The 18,795-nt window shown below is 65.5% G+C and carries 18 protein-coding genes; 10 read left to right on the top strand and 8 right to left on the bottom strand.

The window, feature by feature from the left end; translation table 11 throughout:
• Positions 1–64: 64 nt before the first annotated feature.
• Complete coding sequence (locus AC1DOQ_RS09095; protein WP_477362355.1) at positions 65–1,603, bottom strand: Do family serine endopeptidase; 1,539 nt, start codon at positions 1,601–1,603, stop codon at positions 65–67.
• A 293-nt stretch (positions 1,604–1,896) separates the two neighbouring features.
• Positions 1,897–2,367 carry an Hsp20 family protein gene (locus AC1DOQ_RS09090; RefSeq protein ID WP_477362353.1) on the bottom strand — a complete coding sequence of 157 codons (471 nt, stop codon included), beginning with the start codon at positions 2,365–2,367 and terminating at the stop codon, positions 1,897–1,899.
• 231 nt (positions 2,368–2,598) lie between these two features.
• On the opposite strand from AC1DOQ_RS09090, the gene AC1DOQ_RS09085 reads away from it, so the two are divergent.
• Both AC1DOQ_RS09085 and AC1DOQ_RS09080 read left to right on the top strand, forming a co-directional pair.
• Complete coding sequence (locus AC1DOQ_RS09085; RefSeq protein WP_477362351.1) at positions 2,599–4,536, top strand: M61 family metallopeptidase; 1,938 nt, start codon at positions 2,599–2,601, stop codon at positions 4,534–4,536.
• 26 nt (positions 4,537–4,562) lie between these two features.
• Positions 4,563–5,072 (top strand): hypothetical protein, encoded by a 510-nt coding sequence (locus AC1DOQ_RS09080; protein ID WP_477362349.1) that lies wholly within the window; start codon positions 4,563–4,565, stop codon positions 5,070–5,072.
• On the opposite strand, the gene AC1DOQ_RS09075 is transcribed toward AC1DOQ_RS09080, so the two are convergent.
• Both AC1DOQ_RS09075 and AC1DOQ_RS09070 read right to left on the bottom strand, forming a co-directional pair.
• The gene (locus tag AC1DOQ_RS09075; protein WP_477362347.1) at positions 5,069–5,710 is read right to left on the bottom strand and encodes a CatA-like O-acetyltransferase; all 642 of its coding nucleotides are present in this window, start codon (positions 5,708–5,710) and stop codon (positions 5,069–5,071) included. The genes AC1DOQ_RS09080 and AC1DOQ_RS09075 overlap by 4 nt on opposite strands.
• Before the next feature lie 27 nt (positions 5,711–5,737).
• On the bottom strand, positions 5,738–6,493 hold the full coding sequence (locus AC1DOQ_RS09070) for an alpha/beta hydrolase family protein (protein WP_477362345.1): 756 nt from the start codon (positions 6,491–6,493) through the stop codon (positions 5,738–5,740).
• A 111-nt stretch (positions 6,494–6,604) separates the two neighbouring features.
• Here AC1DOQ_RS09070 and AC1DOQ_RS09065 point away from each other — a divergent pair, with 111 nt between their 5' ends.
• Genes AC1DOQ_RS09065 through AC1DOQ_RS09050 form a run of 4 tightly spaced genes read left to right on the top strand, consistent with a single transcriptional unit; the run spans position 6,605 to position 9,134 of the window.
• On the top strand, positions 6,605–6,817 hold the full coding sequence (locus tag AC1DOQ_RS09065; RefSeq protein WP_477362343.1) for a ParD-like family protein: 213 nt from the start codon (positions 6,605–6,607) through the stop codon (positions 6,815–6,817).
• Positions 6,814–7,581 carry a type I methionyl aminopeptidase gene (map, locus tag AC1DOQ_RS09060; RefSeq protein ID WP_477362341.1) on the top strand — a complete coding sequence of 256 codons (768 nt, stop codon included), beginning with the start codon at positions 6,814–6,816 and terminating at the stop codon, positions 7,579–7,581. Before AC1DOQ_RS09065 ends, map begins: the two co-directional genes overlap by 4 nt.
• Complete coding sequence (locus tag AC1DOQ_RS09055; protein ID WP_442123453.1) at positions 7,578–7,928, top strand: DUF3147 family protein; 351 nt, start codon at positions 7,578–7,580, stop codon at positions 7,926–7,928. Before map ends, AC1DOQ_RS09055 begins: the two co-directional genes overlap by 4 nt.
• A gap of 42 nt (positions 7,929–7,970) precedes the next feature.
• Complete coding sequence (locus AC1DOQ_RS09050; protein WP_477362340.1) at positions 7,971–9,134, top strand: SGNH/GDSL hydrolase family protein; 1,164 nt, start codon at positions 7,971–7,973, stop codon at positions 9,132–9,134.
• Between the two features lie 18 nt (positions 9,135–9,152).
• Here AC1DOQ_RS09050 and AC1DOQ_RS09045 read toward each other — a convergent pair whose 3' ends face one another.
• The 4 genes from AC1DOQ_RS09045 to imuA all read right to left on the bottom strand — a co-directional run bounded on the left by AC1DOQ_RS09045 (position 9,153) and on the right by imuA (position 12,666).
• Positions 9,153–9,785 (bottom strand): phasin family protein, encoded by a 633-nt coding sequence (locus AC1DOQ_RS09045; RefSeq protein WP_477362338.1) that lies wholly within the window; start codon positions 9,783–9,785, stop codon positions 9,153–9,155.
• A gap of 257 nt (positions 9,786–10,042) precedes the next feature.
• On the bottom strand, positions 10,043–10,393 hold the full coding sequence (locus AC1DOQ_RS09040) for a hypothetical protein (protein WP_477362336.1): 351 nt from the start codon (positions 10,391–10,393) through the stop codon (positions 10,043–10,045).
• A 100-nt stretch (positions 10,394–10,493) separates the two neighbouring features.
• Positions 10,494–11,996 (bottom strand): Y-family DNA polymerase, encoded by a 1,503-nt coding sequence (locus AC1DOQ_RS09035; RefSeq protein ID WP_477362334.1) that lies wholly within the window; start codon positions 11,994–11,996, stop codon positions 10,494–10,496.
• A complete protein-coding gene (gene imuA / locus AC1DOQ_RS09030) occupies positions 11,926–12,666 on the bottom strand; it encodes a translesion DNA synthesis-associated protein ImuA (RefSeq protein ID WP_477362332.1) in 741 nt (246 codons plus the stop codon). The genes AC1DOQ_RS09035 and imuA overlap by 71 nt, the downstream gene beginning before the upstream one ends.
• Positions 12,667–12,978: 312 nt before the next feature.
• Between imuA and AC1DOQ_RS09025 the strand changes: the two genes are divergently transcribed.
• The 4 genes from AC1DOQ_RS09025 to AC1DOQ_RS09010 all read left to right on the top strand — a co-directional run bounded on the left by AC1DOQ_RS09025 (position 12,979) and on the right by AC1DOQ_RS09010 (position 18,749).
• A complete protein-coding gene (locus AC1DOQ_RS09025; protein WP_477362330.1) occupies positions 12,979–15,342 on the top strand; it encodes a hybrid sensor histidine kinase/response regulator in 2,364 nt (787 codons plus the stop codon).
• A 155-nt stretch (positions 15,343–15,497) separates the two neighbouring features.
• Positions 15,498–17,240: a YfgM family protein gene (locus AC1DOQ_RS09020; RefSeq protein WP_477362328.1), complete on the top strand. Its 1,743-nt coding sequence runs from the start codon at positions 15,498–15,500 to the stop codon at positions 17,238–17,240.
• 108 nt (positions 17,241–17,348) lie between these two features.
• Positions 17,349–17,879 carry a GNAT family N-acetyltransferase gene (locus AC1DOQ_RS09015; protein ID WP_477362326.1) on the top strand — a complete coding sequence of 177 codons (531 nt, stop codon included), beginning with the start codon at positions 17,349–17,351 and terminating at the stop codon, positions 17,877–17,879.
• 138 nt (positions 17,880–18,017) lie between these two features.
• Positions 18,018–18,749: a class I SAM-dependent methyltransferase gene (locus tag AC1DOQ_RS09010; protein ID WP_477362324.1), complete on the top strand. Its 732-nt coding sequence runs from the start codon at positions 18,018–18,020 to the stop codon at positions 18,747–18,749.
• Positions 18,750–18,795: the final 46 nt, after the last annotated feature.

Below are 18,795 nucleotides of genomic sequence, written 5' to 3'. Positions count from 1 at the left end.
TTTCAGTTTACTGAGGGGAGCTTAAACTCCCCTTAATCGAGCAAACCAATTCCTTAAGCAATCCTTAGCCAATCCGCACGGGAATGAAGATTTTGTCATCTCCGCGCTGGATCAGCAAGGCAACCGACTTGCTGGACTTGCCGACCACGTCGCGCACCTGCTCGACGCTGTTGACCGGCTTGCCGTTCACCGACAGCAGCACGTCGCCCGGCTGCACGCCGGCCACCTGGGCCGGACCGCCCGCATCCTCGACCAGCAGGCCGGCCATGATGCCGGACTGGCGGCGCTCCAGCGGGTCCAGCGCGCGCAGGGCCAGGCCCAGCTTGGCGCCCTTGTCGGTACTGGCCAGGTTGTCGCGGTTGGCCGGGTCCGGCTTGTCGTTGGCATTCGCCAGGGTCGCGTTCAGCTGGACGGCATGGCCGTCGCGCCAGACATCCAGCGCCAGCTTGTCGCCCGGCTTGGCGACCGCCACGATGGAGCTGAGGTCGCCGCCGCCGACGATCGGCTGGCCGTTGACCTTGCGGATCACGTCGCCCGACTTGAGCCCGGCCTTGTCGGCCGCGCTGCCGCGCTCGACGTTCCGCACCAGCGCGCCGTCCGGCGAGTCCAGCTTGAAGGAGTCGGCGAAGTCCTGGCCGACGTCCTGCAGGCCGATGCCCAGCTTGGCATGCTGCACCTTGCCGGTGGCGACGATCTGGTCCTTGATGCGCACCGCGACGTCGATCGGGATCGCAAACGACAGGCCCTGGTAGCCGCCGGTCTGGCTGTAGATCTGCGAGTTGATGCCGACCACCTCGCCGCGCGTGTTGAACAGCGGGCCGCCCGAGTTACCCGGGTTGACCGCGACGTCGGTCTGGATGAACTGCACGCCGTTGGTATCGATGCTGCGGCCTTTCGCGCTCACTACGCCGGCGGTCACGCTGCTTTCCAGGCCATAGGGCGAACCGATCGCCAGTACCCATTCGCCGACCTGCAGGTTACGGGTATTGCCGAGCGGGACCACCGGCAGGTTCTTCGCATCGATCTTCAGCACGGCGACGTCGGTCTTCGGGTCCGAGCCCAGGACCTTGGCGCGGTATTCGCGGCGGTCCTGCAGCTTGACCGTGACCTCGTCGGCATCGCGCACCACGTGCGCATTGGTCAGGATGACGCCGTCCGGGCTCACGATGAAGCCCGATCCGGCGCCGTAAACGAGTTCGCGTCCGCCTCCGTTGCCGCCGCGAGGCTGCTGCGGCTGGAAGCGGCGGAAGAATTCGAAGAAAGGATCGTCCGGGTCGAACTGCGGCATCTGGCGCTGGGCCACCTTGGTGGTGCCGACGACGCGCACGTTCACGACGGCCGGGCCGTTGTGGGCGACGATCTTGGTAAAGTCGGGCAGGCCCATTGCCGACGAATTGCCTGCGACAGGCGCCGGTGCGGCCGCGACCGGGGCGGCGGCAGTTGCCTGGTTCTGCGCCAGGGCCGCGGCTTCGGCGGCGGCGGCGGTGGCATTGTTATGGTTGACTGCGACCGCGCCCACCGCTCCGCCAATGACACCGGCCGCGCACAGGGCCAGGGTGAGACGTTTTGCGGTGATGGCGGTGACTGCACCTTCGTTAGCCATTACGTACTCCTAGATTGGAAAAGGGGTTTGTGGAGACTGCTGTTTTGATGCGAATAGTTTCTCGCAATACCCTTAAATCACTCTTAAGCTTGAGCTTAGGGCTGGCTTAAATCTCGTGGGCACGGGGTGCCCACCCTACGTGCAAGCCGGCGCCATCGTAGGGTGGGCTCTCCGAGCCCACGAATGCATGACGCCGGCGATGGACGTAAAAAGAGGCGCTCCTGGCGCCTCGATTTCATGCAGGGTGGGGTAATTCAGGCCACTGGCCTGAATTACCCCACCCTAGGTTCCGATTATGCGGCTTGCTGTTGCGGCTGCTCCAGCACTTGCACGTTATCGGTGTTGCCGTTCGCATCGGCGATCGCGATCTTGCGCGGCTTCAGGGCTTCAGGCACTTCACGCACCAGTTCGATGGTGAGGATGCCGTTGTCGAAGGCGGCGCTGACGACCTTCACGTGGTTGGCCAGCTGGAAGCGCTGCTCGAAATCGCGCTGGGCGATGCCGCGGTGCAGGTAGTGGCGCTGGACGTCGTCCTTCTGCTTGCGGCCGGTCACGTGCAGGGTGTCGCGTTCGGAGACGATCTCGATCTCGTCGCGGCTGAAGCCGGCGAGCGCCATCACGATGCGGTATTTGTCTTCGCTGACCAGTTCGACGTTGTACGGCGGGTAGCTCGGCGCGGCTTCGGCGCGCTGCTCGAGCATGTTGACCAGGCGGTCGAAACCGATGGCGGAACGGTACAGGGGAGTCAGGTCAAAAGTACGCATGGCAAGTATCCTTTTCAAGTAAGCGATAAGTTTCCGGACCTCATCGTGAGCATCCGTTGGGACCAATCTAATGCCCCCTGCATGCGTTTTCAAGGCATACGAAATATCGTTTTTAATATCGTTTTTCGAATTTTATTTGCATCGATGCGTCTGAGCATCTGCCCTTGGCGAGCGATGCTACACTCGGCCATTTGTTGCATTTTTGATTCACCCACGACCGTTTTCTCAGCCATGACCGCACACCCTCCGCATCGCCGTTTCAAGACGCTGGCCAGCCGTTCCGCCACCGCGCTTCTCTCTACTGCCGCCCTGGCGCTCACACTCGTCGGCCCGGCCCGCGCCGACGTCCCCGCGCCGGTCGACCAGCCCTATCCCGGCACCATCGTCCTGAACGTCGATGCGACCAATCTGTCGCAGCAGATCTTCCGCATGCGCATGAGCATCCCGGTCAAGCCGGGTCCGCTGACCCTGCTGTATCCGCAATGGCTGCCGGCCAACCACGGCCCCAACGGTCCGATCACCCAACTGGCCGGCCTGAAGTTCACGGCCAACGGCAAGCCGGTCGAATGGACCCGCGATCCGGTGCAGGTGTTCGCCTTCCACGTGAACGTGCCCGAAGGCGCCAGCGTGCTGGAAGCCGAGTACCAGTACCTGTCGCCGCTCGACACCTCGCAGGGCCGCATCACCATGACCGACGAGATCCTCGGCGTGCAATGGGTGTCGATGACCCTCTACCCGGCCGGCTACGTGGCGCGCCGCATCACCGTGCAGCCGAACCTGAAGCTGCCCGCCGGCTGGCAGTACGCCACCGCGCTGGAGACCGCGAACCGCCAGGGCGACGAAGTCCACTTCGAGCCGCACGACCTCGAGACCCTGATCGACTCGCCGCTGTTCGCCGGCCGCTACTACAAGCAGTTCGACCTCGATCCGGGTGCCAAGGTGCCGGTGCGCCTGAACGTCTTCGCCGACAATCCGGAAAGCCTGGAAGCCAAGCCGGAACAGATCGAGGCCCACCGCAAGCTGGTGCAGCAGGCCTATAAGCTGTTCCGCTCGCACCACTACAAGCACTACGATTTCCTGTTCGCGCTGTCGGACGAATTCGGCGGCATCGGCCGCGAACACCACCAGTCGAGCGAGAACGGCGTCAAGCCGGGCTACTTCACGGAATGGGCCAAGGGCGAAACCGGCCGCGACCTGCTGCCGCACGAGTACACCCACTCGTGGGACGGCAAGTTCCGCCGCCCGGCCGGCCAAAACGTCCCCAACTTCAACACCCCGCTGCAGAACGAGCTGCTGTGGGTCTACGAAGGCCAGACCCAGTACTGGGGCAATGTGCTGGGCGCCCGCTCGACCCTGGTGTCGATGGCCGGCGCGCGCGATGCGCTGGCCGCCACCGCCGCGCGCTACGACCACGTCGCCGGCCGCGCCTGGCGCGCCATGCAGGATACGGTCAACGACCCGATCATGAACGCGCGCCGCCCGCTCGGCTGGGCCAACTGGCAGCGCAGCGAGGACTACTATTCGGAAGGCCAGCTGATCTGGCTGGACGTCGATACCCTGATCCGCGAAAAATCGGGCGACAGGAAATCGCTGGACGACTTCGCCCGCCTCTTCTACGGCATCGACGACGGCAGCTTCCTGCCGGCCTTCTACACCTTCGACGACGTGGTCGCGACCCTGAACAAGGTCGTGCCCTACGACTGGGCCACCTTCCTGCGCGCACGCGTGGACGGCCACGGTCCGGGCGCCCCGCTGGACGGCCTGGCGCGCGCCGGCTGGAAGCTGGTCTACACCGACACCCCGACCGACACCATCAAGAGCTACGACGAGCGCCTGAAAGGCGCGGACCTGAGCTACTCGGTGGGCTTCACCGTGACCTCGGACGGCAGCGTGCGCAACGTGATCTGGGACGGCCCGGGCTTCCGCGCCGGCCTGGCCGCCAACACCAGCATCGTCGCCGTCAACAACCGCGTGTTCAAGCCGGAGCTGCTGAAGAAGGCGATCAAGGAAGCCAAGGACGGCAAGGAGCCGATCCAGCTGCTGGTCAAGAAGGGCAACGTGCTGCGCACGATTTCGCTCGACTACCACGGCGGCCTGCGTTATCCGCGCCTGGAGCGCATCCCGGGCACCAAGGACCGTCTGGAGGAAATCTATTCCGCACTGAAGTAAGCTTCGACAGGGAGGTAGACATGGACGTGATGCCGATTTTGCCGGAAACCGAAGTCGAAGCAGCGGCGGCCCTGCACCTGGGGCGGCTGCTGTTCGTGTTCGGCAGGCTGGAGCTGGACCTGGGTCAGGCCCTGGTGAATGCGCAGCCGGCGCAGGACGCCGGACGCGAGACCGCCAGGATCGGGCAGCTGGGCTTCGGCGAGAAGCTGGACGAGCTCGAGACGCTGGTGCTGCCGCTCCACGCCGCCGACGCGCCGCTGCTGGCCCGCTGGCAGCGCTGGTTCAGGGCGGCGCAGGCCCTCCGCAAGCTGAGGGATGGCTTCGCACGCGGGCGCTGGGGCTTCCAGAACATGCAGCAGCAGATCGTCCATGCCACCACCCTGCCGGGCAACCCGGAACAGGACGAGGTCCGGTATACCCTCGCCGGGTTCGCGGCGCGGGTCGCCGAGGCCGAGGACGTGGCCGAGGAGTTCTGCGCCCTGCTGGCCTCGCATCCCTTTGGCCCTTGTCATCGAACCGTCGCAAAATCGCCCTAGGCGCCCATGATCTCCCGCAGCTCGGCGGCGACCTGCCGGGCCAGCAGGTGGATGTGGTAGCCGTCGACGAAACCGTGGTGGGCCTGCACCGAGAACGGCAGCTCCAGGCGGCCGTCCTGGCCGTCGCGGAACCTGCCCCAGGCCAGCGAGGGAATATCCGGCGTGGCCAGCGCAGCCATCGGATGCTGGATCGAGGTGAAGTCCAGCCAGGGCATGCAGGTCACGAAGACCTGGTCCTTGGCGTCGCGCGGCGACATGCCGCGGTACTTCCGGTTCAGCTCCAGCATATTGCCGGCTTCCTCGCGCGCCGCCAGGCCGTTGGCGACGAATTCGCGCACATCGTCCGACCAGTCGAACTGGGCGAAATTCAGGTCGAAGTGCTGGTTGACCACCGTGAACGAGGGATGCAGGCGCTCGATGCGGATCACCTCGCCCTCATGCACGCGGTAGCGGAAATTCTCGACCTTCAGGATGGCGCGCAGCACGGCGCACAGCAGCACGTGGAAGGGCGCCAGGCCCTGCTCCTTGCACCAGGGCCGGAAATCCGGCAGGTCCATGCGGAAGCAGATGTTGACCGCCGGGCTTTCCATGCGGTCGAAAAACTCGAAGCGGTCGCGCCGCCTTTCAAACTCTTGCATAGCTTTCTTGATGATGATGATGAGTGATCAGATGTAGCGCGCGCTCCAGGCCGCGATGATGCCCGCCACATAGGCCGCGTCCTCCCTGCCGGTCACCAGGTGGTCGATGCCGTCGAGCGAGACGAAGCTCTTCGGATGCTGGGCGATGCCGAAGATGCGGCCGGCATTGTCGACGTCGACGGTCGAATCCTGCGGCGCATGCATCACCATCAGCGCGCGGCCCAGGTTGGCGATTTTTTCGTGCAGCTGGTGCCGGGTCGCATCCTCGACGAAGTGGCGGCGGATATCGAAATCGCGTCCCGCCAGCTTCACGCGCGCCTCGCCCAGCTGCTCGATGGTGTCGACGTGCTCGGACAGCAGCTTGTCGACCACGTAGTGCGGATCGCTGGGCGAGGCGATCGTCACCACGGCGGTCGATTCGGGAATGCGGTGGGCGGCCGCCAGCACCGCGGTGCCGCCCAGGCTGTGGCCGATCAGCAGCCTGGGTGCGGCGAATTTCCGGCGCAGGAAATCCGCCGCGGCCACCAGGTCGTCCACGTTGGACGAAAAATTGGTGTCGGCGAATTTGCCGTGGCTGTTGCCCAGGCCGGCGAAGTCGAAGCGCAGCACGGCCACGCCGAGGTCGGCCAATCCCTGCGAGATGCGGGTCGCCGCCAGTACGTCCTTGCTGCAGGTGAAGCAGTGGGCGAACAGCCCATAGGCGCGCGGCGTGCCGTCGGGCGCGTCGAGCTTGGCCGAGATCTTGCCGTGCGGCCCCTGAAAATCCATACGTTCGGTAAGCATACCTTCCTGTCCTTGCTGGAGATGGCGCCACTGTGCACGGGATTGGCCATGCTTGCAACGCGTCCGGGTATTTGTATATACTTCATATATGGATCATATACGGAGCATACAATGGGCATCGTAAACATCGACGACGAACTGCACGACCAGATACGCAAGGCCAGCTCGGTCTCGTGCCGGTCGATCAATGCGCAGGCGGCTTTCTGGATCAAGATCGGCATGCTGTGCGAGATGCACCCGACCCAGAGCTTCAACGAGATCGTGGTGCGTGAGCTGCGCGAAGCGGGGGTCGAGGCCATGGCGCCCAGAATGGCCGTGTCATGACCAAGCGCCCCGAAGAAATCGTCCTGATGGCGGCGGCGGGCAAGCTGCTGGCGGAAGTGTTCGGCCATCTGGACAAGCTGGACCTGATCGGCATGTCGACGATGGAAGTCAACGACCTGGTAGACCGCTTCATCGTCGAGACGCTCGCGGCGCGCCCGGCCAGCAAGGGCCAGTACGGCTATGCCTACGCGCTGAACTCTTCGCGCAACAGCGTGGTGTGCCACGGCGTGCCCTCGCCCACCGAGATCCTGCAAAGCGGGGATATCGTGAACTTCGATATCACGCTGGAGAAGGACGGCTACATCGCCGATTCCAGCAAGACCTACCTGGTCGGCGAGGTAGCGCCGGCGGCCAAGCGGCTGGTGCAGGTGACCTATGAGGCGATGTGGAAGGGGATCCGGGCCGTGCGTCCGGGCGCCCGCCTCGGCGACGTCGGCCATGCGATCGAGCGCCACGCGCGCCGCAACGGCTACTCGGTGGTGAGGGAATACTGCGGCCACGGGATCGGCCGCGAGATGCACGAACCGCCCCAGGTGCTGCACTGGGGGAAACCGCAGACCGGCCTGGTGCTGCGCGAAGGCATGGTGTTCACCATCGAGCCGATGCTGAACCAGGGACGCGACGACGTGTTCACCGAGGACGATGGCTGGACCGTCGTCACGCGCGACGGCAAGCTGTCGGCGCAGTTCGAGCATACCGTGGCCGTGACGCGGCAGGGCGTGCGGGTGCTGACCTTGCGCGCCGGGGAGAAGATGCCCGCATGATCTGGATCGTCACGAAATACCTGGTCACGGCCGCCGTGGTCGTCGCGGTATCGGAATTCGCAAAGCGCAGCGACAAGCTGGGCGCCCTGATTGCCGCCCTGCCGATGGTGACGGTGCTGACCCTGATCTGGCTGCATGTGGAAAAGCAGCCGGCATCCAAGGTCGCCAACCACGCCTGGTACACCTTCTGGTACGTGGTGCCGACACTGCCCATGTTCCTGGCGTTTCCCGCGCTGCTCGCCAGGCTCGGTTTCTGGCCCACGCTCGCGGTCTGCGTGGTGCTCACGATCGTCTGCTTCGCGCTGTTTGCCATGTTCGTCAGGCGCTTCGGCATCACGCTCATGTAAGCGTGCGAAGTGCGGCATCGAATGCGGCGTAGAATGCAGCTCATGCATGAGACCACTCTTCCGATCCGCACTCCGCTGACCCGCGACTTCATCCACGGCGCGCTCGACATCGAGCAGACCGACGCCGGCATCCTGCCGCACCGCCTGCCCGCCTGGGCGCGCGCGCAATGCCCGGACGCGCAACTGGCGATGGCGGAATCGCAGCCGTCCGGCGTGCGCCTGGTGTTCCAGACCGCGGCCACCGCGGTGGAGCTGGACGTGCTCGCGACCAAGCGCGTCTACGGCGGCCTGGGCCCGCGCCCGGACGGCATCTACGACCTGTTCATCGGCGGCCAGCTGGCGCGCCAGGGCAGCGTGCAGGGCGGCCGCATCCTGCACATCGACATGAGCACCGGCGCGACGACCGTCACCGGCGGCGAAGCGCAGACCCTGCTGTTCAGCGGCCTGCCTCCCGAACAGAAGACGATCGAGATCTGGCTGCCGCACGACGAGATGACGGAGCTGGTGTCCCTGCGTTCCGATGCGCCGCTGTCGCCGGTGCCGACGGCGGGAAGGCGCCGCTGGGTGCATCACGGCAGCTCGATCAGCCAGGGTTCGAACACCACCCATCCTTCCGGCACCTGGCCGGCGGTGGCCGCCGTGCGCACCGGCTTCGACCTGCTGAATCTCGGCTACAGCGGCAATGCCTTGCTGGATCCCTTCGCCGCCCGCGCCATCCGCGAGCTGCCGGCCGATGTCATCAGCCTCAAGATCGGCATCAACCTGGTCAACAAGGACCTGATGCGCCTGCGCGCCTTCGGCCCGGCCATGCACGGCTTCCTCGACACGATCCGCGAAGGTCATCCCGACACGCCGCTGCTGGTCATTTCGCCGATCTTCTGCCCCATCCACGAAACCCTGCCCGGGCCGTCGGTGTACGACATGGATGCGCTGGCCGAAGGCCGCCTGCTGTTCAGGGCGGGCGGCAGCGCCGACGAGGTCCCGCAGGGCAAGCTGACCCTCGGCGTCATCCGCGAACAGCTGCGCGCGATCGTCGGGCAGCGGCGCGCCGGCGATCCGCATCTGCATTACGTCGATGGCCTCGAGCTGTACGGCGCGAACGACAACCTGCGGCTGCCGCTGCCGGACGAACTGCATCCGGATGCGGCCAGCCACCGGCTGATCGGCGAGCGCTTTGCCGGGCTGCTGCCGGACCTGCTGCGCTAGGCCGAAAGGGAGCAGCGATCAGCGCGGCTTGCCGGGATTCCGGTTCCCGGGTTCCCGGGCCTGGTTGCCCTGCATATTGCCCTGGGCACTGACTTTGCCAGCCGCCCCATCGGCCTCCACGCGGACTTCGGCCTCGCCTCCGCCGCTTTGCATATTGCCCTGGAACTGGGCGCCGTCCCTGTCACCGCGCTTGCCTTCGTGCTCGAACGGGTCGCGAAAGTTTTTCGCGGTCTCCTCTTGCTGGCGCATGGTCTTGTTCGTTTCTTCGACGGCTGCACGCGTCACGTCGTCCGCCAGCGCACGGGCGGTGCGCGATGTCTCCTGCACATGCCGTTCGGAGACTTGGGTCAGGTCGACCTGGGTCGCGGAAGCGATCCGGGAAAGATGCTGCTGGTAGACGCGCAGCGTTTCGGTGGCCGGCTGGGCGCGCGCTGCAGCCAACGACATCGCTTCGGTCGGACGCTCGGTCGTCAGCAAATGCTGGCCGGCGTTGGTGGCTTGCTCGAACAGGGATTGGGTCAGCTGCATGTTCAGTTGGCCGATCTGCTGGAAAGAGCGCGACATGGCCTGCGACAGCTCGTTGAAGAATGCGACCTGAGCATCGATGTGCAAGCGGAGGGCGGGATTGACGGATTGCGGGAATGGATACATGGAGTACCTTTAAGAAAAAACATACATGGAGTACGGAACATCCCGGATGGGATGGGCCGATGCGCCTGGGGGATTCATGGACAGGGCAGCACAGACTGCCTGGAAGGATCGCGATCCTTGAAGATCGCGTGCAGAAGACACACTATGCGCTCTTTTCGACGCGTGTGCCGAAAACCTGCAAGAGTATTTTTGTGTATTGGTTGCCGGAAAAAGCAGGCCCCGGCGCGCCTTACGGCGACGGCCGGGAAGCTGCGCTCCTAGCTTTCCTGCCTGCCTTCCGGCCGTACGAGTCCCGGTTCGTGCCTTGCATACTCGAGGGCGGCAGACAGCAGGTCGTAACGGTAGGGACCGTACAGGTAGTGGCCGCGCTCGTACACGATGCCGTGCGCCGCCATGTGCACCCTGTCTTCCGGCGTCGGCCCGTCCCATTGCTTCCAGCGGCGCGGCGTCTCGTCTTCGCGGAAACCGGGCCTGGCCCGGTCCAGTCTTGCATAGTCGAACGCGTCCTCGAGCCGGTCGTAGCTGTACTCCCGGTAGTGATACGTCCGTCCGTCGAAGCAGATGCCGAAGGCGGCCGCGGCAGGTGGCAGAACAGATGATGAGTCCATGATGTCCTCACGGGAAGTCGTCGCGCAGGAAGCCGGCGGAAAGATAACAATACACCCATGGTCTTGCTTCACCTAGCATTTTTGGTCCGGCGCCGCGGACTCATCCGAACAAGCCGTGCAGGAACCAGCGCGGCTCCGACTCGTCCACCCCGATGCGCTCCCGGTAGATCCAGTACAGCGCGTGGTCCTGCCCCTCGGCGATGAAGTAGTCGCGCGTTTCGGGTCCATTCCACCAGCCGGCCTCGATCCGCTCCGGGTTCGAGGCCATGCGCAGCGGCGAGCCGTAGAAGGGCCGGTGTTCGCGCATCAGCAGCGCGATCGGCTTGGCCAGCAGCCAGGTCGGACGCGGCAGGCTCATCACGTCGGGCGGCATCTGCGCATTGCGCGCGCGGTCAGTGACCTTCTGCTGTACCGGCACCCAGACATTCGCCTGCTCCGGACGGTAATCGGCCATCGGCAGCGCCTGCAGCACATTGTCCGCGCCAAGGCGCGCCACCAGCAGTTCCAGCATGCGCATGCGGTCTTCCTCGCTGCCGCCCGGTTCCGGGAACAGGGAGTCGCTCAAGGGCGCCATCGGCTGCAGCTGCTTCGCTTCCAGGCCGAGGCCGATCACCGGCGCCTCCAGCACCAGCTTGGCCAGGCGTTCCTTCAGCAGGCGCACCAAGTGCTCGTCGCGCCAGGCCGGTTCGGCCAGCGCCACCTCGACGCAGGTCGGCGGCCGCGCTTCCCTGCCCCGCTCGTGTTCGAGCCTGAGCACGATGCGCTCGACCGCCAGCTGGCGCGCGCACAGCCAGCCGGTCAGCTGCAACAGCAGGCGGCGGGCGCCCGCCAGCAGCAGTTCGGCATCGTCGATGCGGTCGAACAGTTCGATGCGTGCGGCAAAGGTTTCGGGGGCGGCGATCCACTCGTGCAGTTCCGGACTCAGGCCGTAGGCGGCGTCCAGCAGGTCGAGCAGCGGGCGTCCGCAGCGCCGCTGCAGGCCGGGACGCGGCAGGCGCCGCAACTCGCCCAGGCTGGCGCAGCCGATGCCTTCGAACCAGGCCGCGAAAGGCCGCGCCGGCGGCGCCAGCAGCAGATCCAGCAGGTCGAGGCGGCGCACCAGGGTCGGCATCTTGAGCGTGCGGCGGCTGCTCCCGTGCGCGCCGCCGGCATGCCCGCCGGCCCGCGCCAGCAGCCAGGCGCCGCGCGCGGTCGGGGCGCAGGCGAGCGAGGCCGTGAAGCCCAGCGCACGCACGTCCGCGCGCACGCGCCGGCACAGTGCGCGCACGCCGCCGAACAGGCGCAGGCTGGCGCCGACGTCCATCAGCAAGGTCCCCTCCTCGGCCTCGGCCACCTGCGGGGTGTACTGCAGCATCGCCAGCGCCACCGCATACAGGGCCTCGGCTTCGCGCGGCGGCGAACGTTCGTGGACCCTGGCCTCGGGCATCAGCATCAGCACGCCGCCGCGGCGCATGCCGGGCTGTACGCCGGCGGCGCGCGCCATGCCGGACATCGCCAGTACGCGCTCCTGCTCGAGCACGACGCTGCCGGCGTCAGTGCACCAGCTGGGACTGAAGACCTCGAGCGGTAGCCGGGGCAGTGACAGGCCGATCCACAGGCGCATGACGTTGCGGTTGAGTTTGTACCAGGTGGGAGGAAAGCGGCAGGAACAGCGGCGCATCGCGCTGCGGCCCCCGGCGCTTGACGAAGTCGATCTCGAGGCCGCCGGCCTGGGGCCGCAGCGCCAGGCGCAGCGGCGCGGGCGAGGCATCCTGCCGGGAAGCCAGCGGGCGCATCATGAAGAACAGGGTCTCGCCGCCCTGCGCCGCCAGGTGCAGGCGGCGCAGGCTGTCGCCGCGCACCTGGCTCTGCCGATCGAAGCCCGGCCAGAACAGCAGCGCACCGCAACTGCCGCTGCGCAGCACCTGTTCGGCCGCCCACAGCGCATCGGCCATGCGGCTGGTGCGCAACCAGATCAGCTGCGAAGGCGGCACGCCCAGCGCGGCCAGGGCCAGCGCCTGCGGCGGATGGGGCGGCTGCAGCAGCACGATGCGGCGCGCCGCCACCTCCGCCAGGGCCGGACGCAGCAGGCGCATCTCGCCGATGCCGGGTTGCTGCAGCAGCAGGTCGACCAGGGCGCCGGCCGGCCAGCCGCCGCCCGGCAGCTGCGCCGACAGGGCCGCGTGGCCGGTGTCCACGCAGCGGGTCGATGAACGCGCCAGCTGCGAGGCGCGCCAGAGCGACGGATGCAAGGATTCCGGCGCTGCTGAGGTGGAATCTGAGCAGTTGATCATAGGGTGATGCGAAGAAATACTGTATGTTTATACAGTACTAGTCTCTTCAGGTTTTGGCAAGGTTTATCTTTTGGAACGCGCGTCTGAATTCGAAGTATTTCAAGCACATTGGTTAATAGACATAATCAACCTTTGTCAGTAAACTGAAAAATAGGGTTACATACGCAACGCCTGGGCAAGGCGCCCGGTATGCCAGCCGAGTTTCCACACTAACCCAAGCAAGCCGCGCGAATCGCTCCTACGCCGCCGCCATATTGAGCCATGCCGATGATCGACCCTCCTGACCAAGCGCATTTGCGCGGTGGTGGCGCTATGGGCGCACTGATCCGTTGCCACGACTGGTCGACGACGCCGCTCGGCACACTGGAATCATGGCCTCTGTCCTTGAAGACGGCCGTGAGCCTGATCCTGCGCGCGCAGCAGCCCATGTTCATCAGCTGGGGTCCGAGCTACATCTCTCTCTATAACGACGGCTATATCCCGATCCTCGGCGACAAACATCCCGATGCGCTCGGCCATCCGATGGCCGACGTCTGGAGCGAGATCTGGGACGAACTACGGCCGTTGAACGAGATTGTCATGCGCGGCGAGTCGCTGTCATTCGAGAACAAGCCGTTCCAGCTGGCCGCCCGCGAGACGCAAGGTCCGCACTATTTCAGCTTCACCTACACGCCCTTGCTGGACGACGACGGGCAGGTCGCGGGCATCTTCTGCGTAGCGATCGAAACCACCTCGACGGTGAAACTCGCGGACAACGCACGCGCCGCGAGCGCGGCGCAACAGGCCCTGGCCGAGAGCGAAGAACGCCTGCGTCTGGCCACGGACGCTTCCGAGATCGCGTTCTGGGATGTGAACGTGCCCGAGGGCAGCATGATCTGGCAACCGCGGCTGCGCAGCATGTTCGGCATCACGACCGATGAGCCGCTTTCGCTCGACGACTTCTACGCGGGACTGCATCCGGACGACCGGGCGGAAGTGGCCCGCGCATTCGCAGCGGCATGCGATCCGCAGCAGCGCGCGCTTTACAACGTCGAGTATCGTGCGGTGGGCCGTGACGACGGCCAGGTGCGCTGGATCGCGGCCAAGGGACGCGGACTCTTCGACGACACCGGCCGCTGTGCGCGCGCGAACGGCACGGCCATGGACATCACCAGCCGCAAGACCACCGAGCTGGCGCTGGAGATCGCCCTGGAAGCCAGCCACACCGGCACCTTCCATTGGAACATTCAGGACAACCGGCTCACCTGGGACGACGCGCTCGACCGCCTGTTCGGCCTGCGCCCCGGGGAGGCCGTGCGTAGCCTCGACCAGTTCATCGCGCTGGTTCATCCGGACGACCGCGCCGAGGTGATCCGCCGCTGCGAGCGCTGCCGCGATCGCGGTGACGATTTCGAGATGGAGTTCCGGGTCGTGTACCCGGACGGTTCGATGCACTGGCTGTACGATCGTGGCCGGACTTTTCTCGACGCGACGGGCCGCGCGAAGACGATGACCGGTGCTTGTGTCGACATTACCGAGTACGTACGCGCGCGCGAGGCGCTCAAGCTTGCCGATCGCCAGAAGGACGACTTCCTGGCCACGCTCGCGCACGAGTTGCGCAACCCCCTCGCACCCTTGCGCACCGGGCTGCACCTGCTGCAAAACACCAAAGGCGGCCCGTCGAGCCATACGGAGCAGGTGCTGGGCATCATGCAACGCCAACTCGATCACATGGTGCACTTGATCGACGACCTGCTCGACGTCGCCCGCATCCGGCAGGGCAAGGTCCTGCTGCGGCAGGAACCGCTTTCGCTGCATTCCGTGCTCGAACAAGCGCTGGAGAGCGTGCAACCGCTGCTCCAGGCCCAGGACCATGAGGTGGTTTGGGACGGTGTCAATCCGGCGCTGCGGGTCTCGGGTGACCCGACCCGGCTGGTGCAGGTGATGGGCAACCTGCTTAACAACGCGGCGAAGTACACGCCACGCGGAGGCCGCGTGACGCTACGCGGTAGCGAGGCCACTCAGCCGGACATGCTGCTCATCGAGGTGTCCGACACGGGTATCGGCATCCCGCCGGACATGCTGGAACACGTGTTCGACCGGTTCGCGCAGGTGCACCAGGCCCATGCGCAGGGCGGACTGGGCATCGGCCTGAGCGTCGTCAAGAGCTTGGTCGAGATGCACGGCGGCCGCATCGTCGCCGAGAGCGCCGGCGCGGGCGCCGGCAGCCTGTTCCGCATTTGGTTGCCGCGTGCGGACACGCTGGAGACGGTCGAGGTCGCGGCGTCTTCGGATCCGGGCGCCATCGAGCGGCACAGGGTGCTGATCGTCGACGATAACCGCGACGCCGCCGAGACCATGGCCATGGTCTTGGACATGGGCGGCCACGAGGTACTCCTCGCGTATGACGGACAGACAGCGATAGAGATGGTGAAGCGGCATGACCCTGCGGTGGTGTTCCTCGACATCGGGATGCCGGGCATGAATGGCTACGAGACCGCGGCTGTGTTGCGGGCCTTGCCGGGCGCACAGGCCCGCCTGCTGGTGGCGCTCACCGGCTGGGGCAGCGCGGCCGATCAGGCGCGCAGCCTCGAGGCGGGTTTCGACCACCACCTTACCAAGCCGGTCGACATCGGCAAAGTCCAGCACGTGCTGTCGGCGCGGTTCAGCCACGCAGTTCACGCGTCGGCGCCGTGAGCGAACTGGCCCGGTCGCCCTGCTCCCGGCCGGAAGCAGAACGAGCTTGCTTTTGAGCCGGACTCTCTGGCCTTGCGCAAAAATCCTGAACTGACTGGCTGCGGATAGGTGTAACATAGCTTTTTGGCAACCCCGCCATTTCGGAGGCAGTCGCTATGCGCTCACCCCTCGCCCGTCGCTCCGCTCGCACCAGCGCCATCGTGCGGCGCTGCTCCACCGTGGCTCTCGCGCTGTCCGTGATCGCAGCCTGTTCGACGCTGCAGTGGCGGCCCGACAGCATGGCCACTGCGCCGGTCATCGACGGTTTCGGCGTGGACGGCATGCAGCCCTCCAAGGCCAACGAAGCCGCGCGCCGCCTGTTCACGCAGGGCATGGCCCAGGTCTACGCCTTCAACGAGGCCGAAGCCATCCGCTCCTTCAAGGCCGCGCTGGCGCAAGACCCCGATTGCGCGCTGTGCGCCTGGGGCGTGGCTTATCAGATGGGACCGAACATCAACGATACCGACCGCCACGATCTGCGCGAGGCGCTGCGTTATGTGGACTACGCCGTCAAGCACAGCGCCGGCAGCTCGGAACACGACCGGGCGCTGATCGATGCGCTCGCCGTGCGGTATGGGATGAACTCGGGCACGGACCGCGGCGCCCGCGCCGAAGCCGCGATCCAGGCGGACATCTGCGGGGCGGCCGGGTCGAAACGCGCCGATCCACTCGACATCGTCTATGCCGAGCGCATGCGCCAGCTGGTTGCGCGCTTTCCCGGCGACCCGGATATCCTGTCCATCTACGCCGAAGCCGAGCTGGTGGCCACGCGCGACGACTGGTGGGACCGGCGCACCGGCCAGCCGGCCGGCCGCGTTGGCGAGCTGGCCGGCATGCTCGAACAAGGCCTGGTGCTGCATCCCCGGCACGTCGGCCTGAACCACTACATGATCCACGCGGTCGATGCGGTGCCGGTGGCCCGGCGCGCCGAGGCGGCGGCCGACCGGCTTGGCGCGCTGGCTCCCAAGTCGCCGCACTTGCTGCACATGCCGGCCCACACTTACGCCCACCTGGGCCGCTATGCCGACGCCACCCGCGTCAACCAGGCGGCCGTCGCCGCCGATGCGGCCATGGAACTGGAATTGAAGCGCCAGAATTTTTCGGTCAGCAAGGACTGGCGCGGCCACAATCTGCACTTCCAATGGTATGCAGCGCTGATGGAGGGACGCGGCGACCTGGCGCTGTCCACCGCGCGCGCACTCGCCCTGCGCGCCAAGGGCGACAACACGTATCACGAATACCTGCGCAGCCTGCCGATGCTGACCCTGCTCCGCCTGCAGCGCTGGGACGCATTGCGCCAGGAGCCGCTGCCCTCCGGCGACAAGGGCGTCGCGACCGTGATGGGGCAAATGGCGAGTGGAATCGCCCTGGCGCACGCGGGCCAGCGCAGCGCGGCGCAGGCGGCGCAGGCGCGGCTGGACCCGGCGGCCGACAAGCTTGTCAAGGAACATCCCGGCCAGGCTTATGTGGACAAGCTGATCCGCAGCCTGGCACGCACTGCGCAAGCGCAATTGCGCGCAGAAATTGCCTGGTCCGGCCAGCATGCCGACGAGGCCATGGCTCAGCAGCAATCGGCTGTGACGGCCTCGTCTGACGCCGATGCCACCGAGCCGCCGACGCTGGCCAGCGGTCCGCGTTTGCGCCTGGGCGACATGCAATTGCAGGCGCGGCGCTACGCGGCGGCCGAACAGAGCTTCCGCGCCCACCTGGCAGAACATCCTGGCAACGGCTGGGCCTTGCAAGGCTTGCGCCAGGCGCTGGCGGCGCAGGGCAAGCAGGCCGAAGCACAAGCCACCGAGCGCGAACTGGAACGCAACTGGAAGCAGGCCGACAGCGGCTTACGCTCGGCGGCGCGATGAGTTCCGGGATTAGTCCTCATGCGCAGGCGGTGGCGCGAACCGGTGCGAATCGCACCTTGTAGCCGACAATGGACGGCTTAACTGGCACCAATACATGGAATCTGGCTCATGAATAGCGAGTTCATCACTTCTGTTCCATACCTTCACACGGAACGGCTCATTCTTCGCGAATATCGACGGGAAGACTTTGGCGCATTCGCAGCGCATTTAGCCGACCCTGTAAGCTCGGCCCACCTGGCCTCGGCCGACCCCCATGCCGCATGGCGAATCTTCTGTTCACAAGCAGGACTGTGGCTCATCCATGGCGCCGGATGGTGGGCTGTCGAGGAAAAGGAGACCGGTCGACTCGTCGGGACTGTTGGCGCGTTCTTTCGCGAGGAATCCACCGTGATGGAGCTTGGCTGGAATACCTATCGTGCCTTTTGGGGCCAGGGATTCGCGAACGAAGCGGCGGCGGCAGTCTTGAACCATGCGTTCGACATCCGGCGCGAACCAAAAGTCCGGGCTCTCATCACTTCAGCCAATGAATCATCGCTGCGCGTTGCCAGGCGCCTCGGCCTGACTTATGAAGCAGAAACCGAGATATACGGCAAAGCGGTCGGCGTTTATACGCGGGAGCGGGGAAGTTCGGTTGCATAGGCCTGTGGGATTGCACGGAAAGCTGTTTGTCCGGTCCGCAACCGGCCAGGAGCAGCCTTCGAGCCTTGATATCATGCCCGCAAAATGTTGCCAAGTGATCAGCTACAATGGGATTTTCCAGCGATCCTAGACAAGCACATGGCGACACAAGGCGAGTACGAGTATTTCAAGAATATCGGTGAGGCAGGGATGCTGCATGCAACCCACAAGCCTTGGTCCGACGCCCATTGCGGCCTGTACTTGATGGAACTGGGCGCTATGCTCGGCCTCATGCCGGAGGGAGGACGCTTGCTCGATATGGGCTGCGGCACGGGCTGGACGAGTGTCCTGTTTGCCAAACGTGGCTACGACGTGGTCGGTACCGACTTGGTGCCTGAAGCTATTGAGGCAGGGCGAGAACTCAAGGCAAAGGAAGCACTCGCCAACCTCGACTTTGTAGTTGGCGACTACGAATCACTGACTTTTCTTGAAGAGTTCGACGTAGTTGTATTCTTCGACTGCCTGCATCATGCGGTAGATGAAGCAAGCGCCTTACAGAGCGCTTGGCGCGCGCTTAAGCCAGGTGGCATCTGCATCACATCTGAACCTGGCTGGGGTCACGCTCGCCGTTCAGCCGCAGTCATGGCAGAATTCGACACGACCGAGCGCGATATGCATCCAGCTAAGATAATCCGTGCTGGCAAGAAAGCCGGATTCCGGAAATTCAGCGTGCATCCACACGCCTACTACCTCTATATTACTTTGTACCGCAAGCAGGCCAACAACGTCATAGGCAAACTGTTGCGCATTCCTGGCATGCGTACCTTAGTGGGGATGGCTACCGTGCTGTTCTCGAAGTACCAGGCCGGGATTGTAGTTCTCTCCAAGTAAGCGCAAGCCAGACAATAATCGGTTGGGTCCGGCCTGTCGCCGACCG

The sequence above is a fragment of the Massilia sp. 01N417 genome (assembly GCF_056399645.1).
This window is presented reverse-complemented; position numbering and strand designations above follow the sequence as displayed.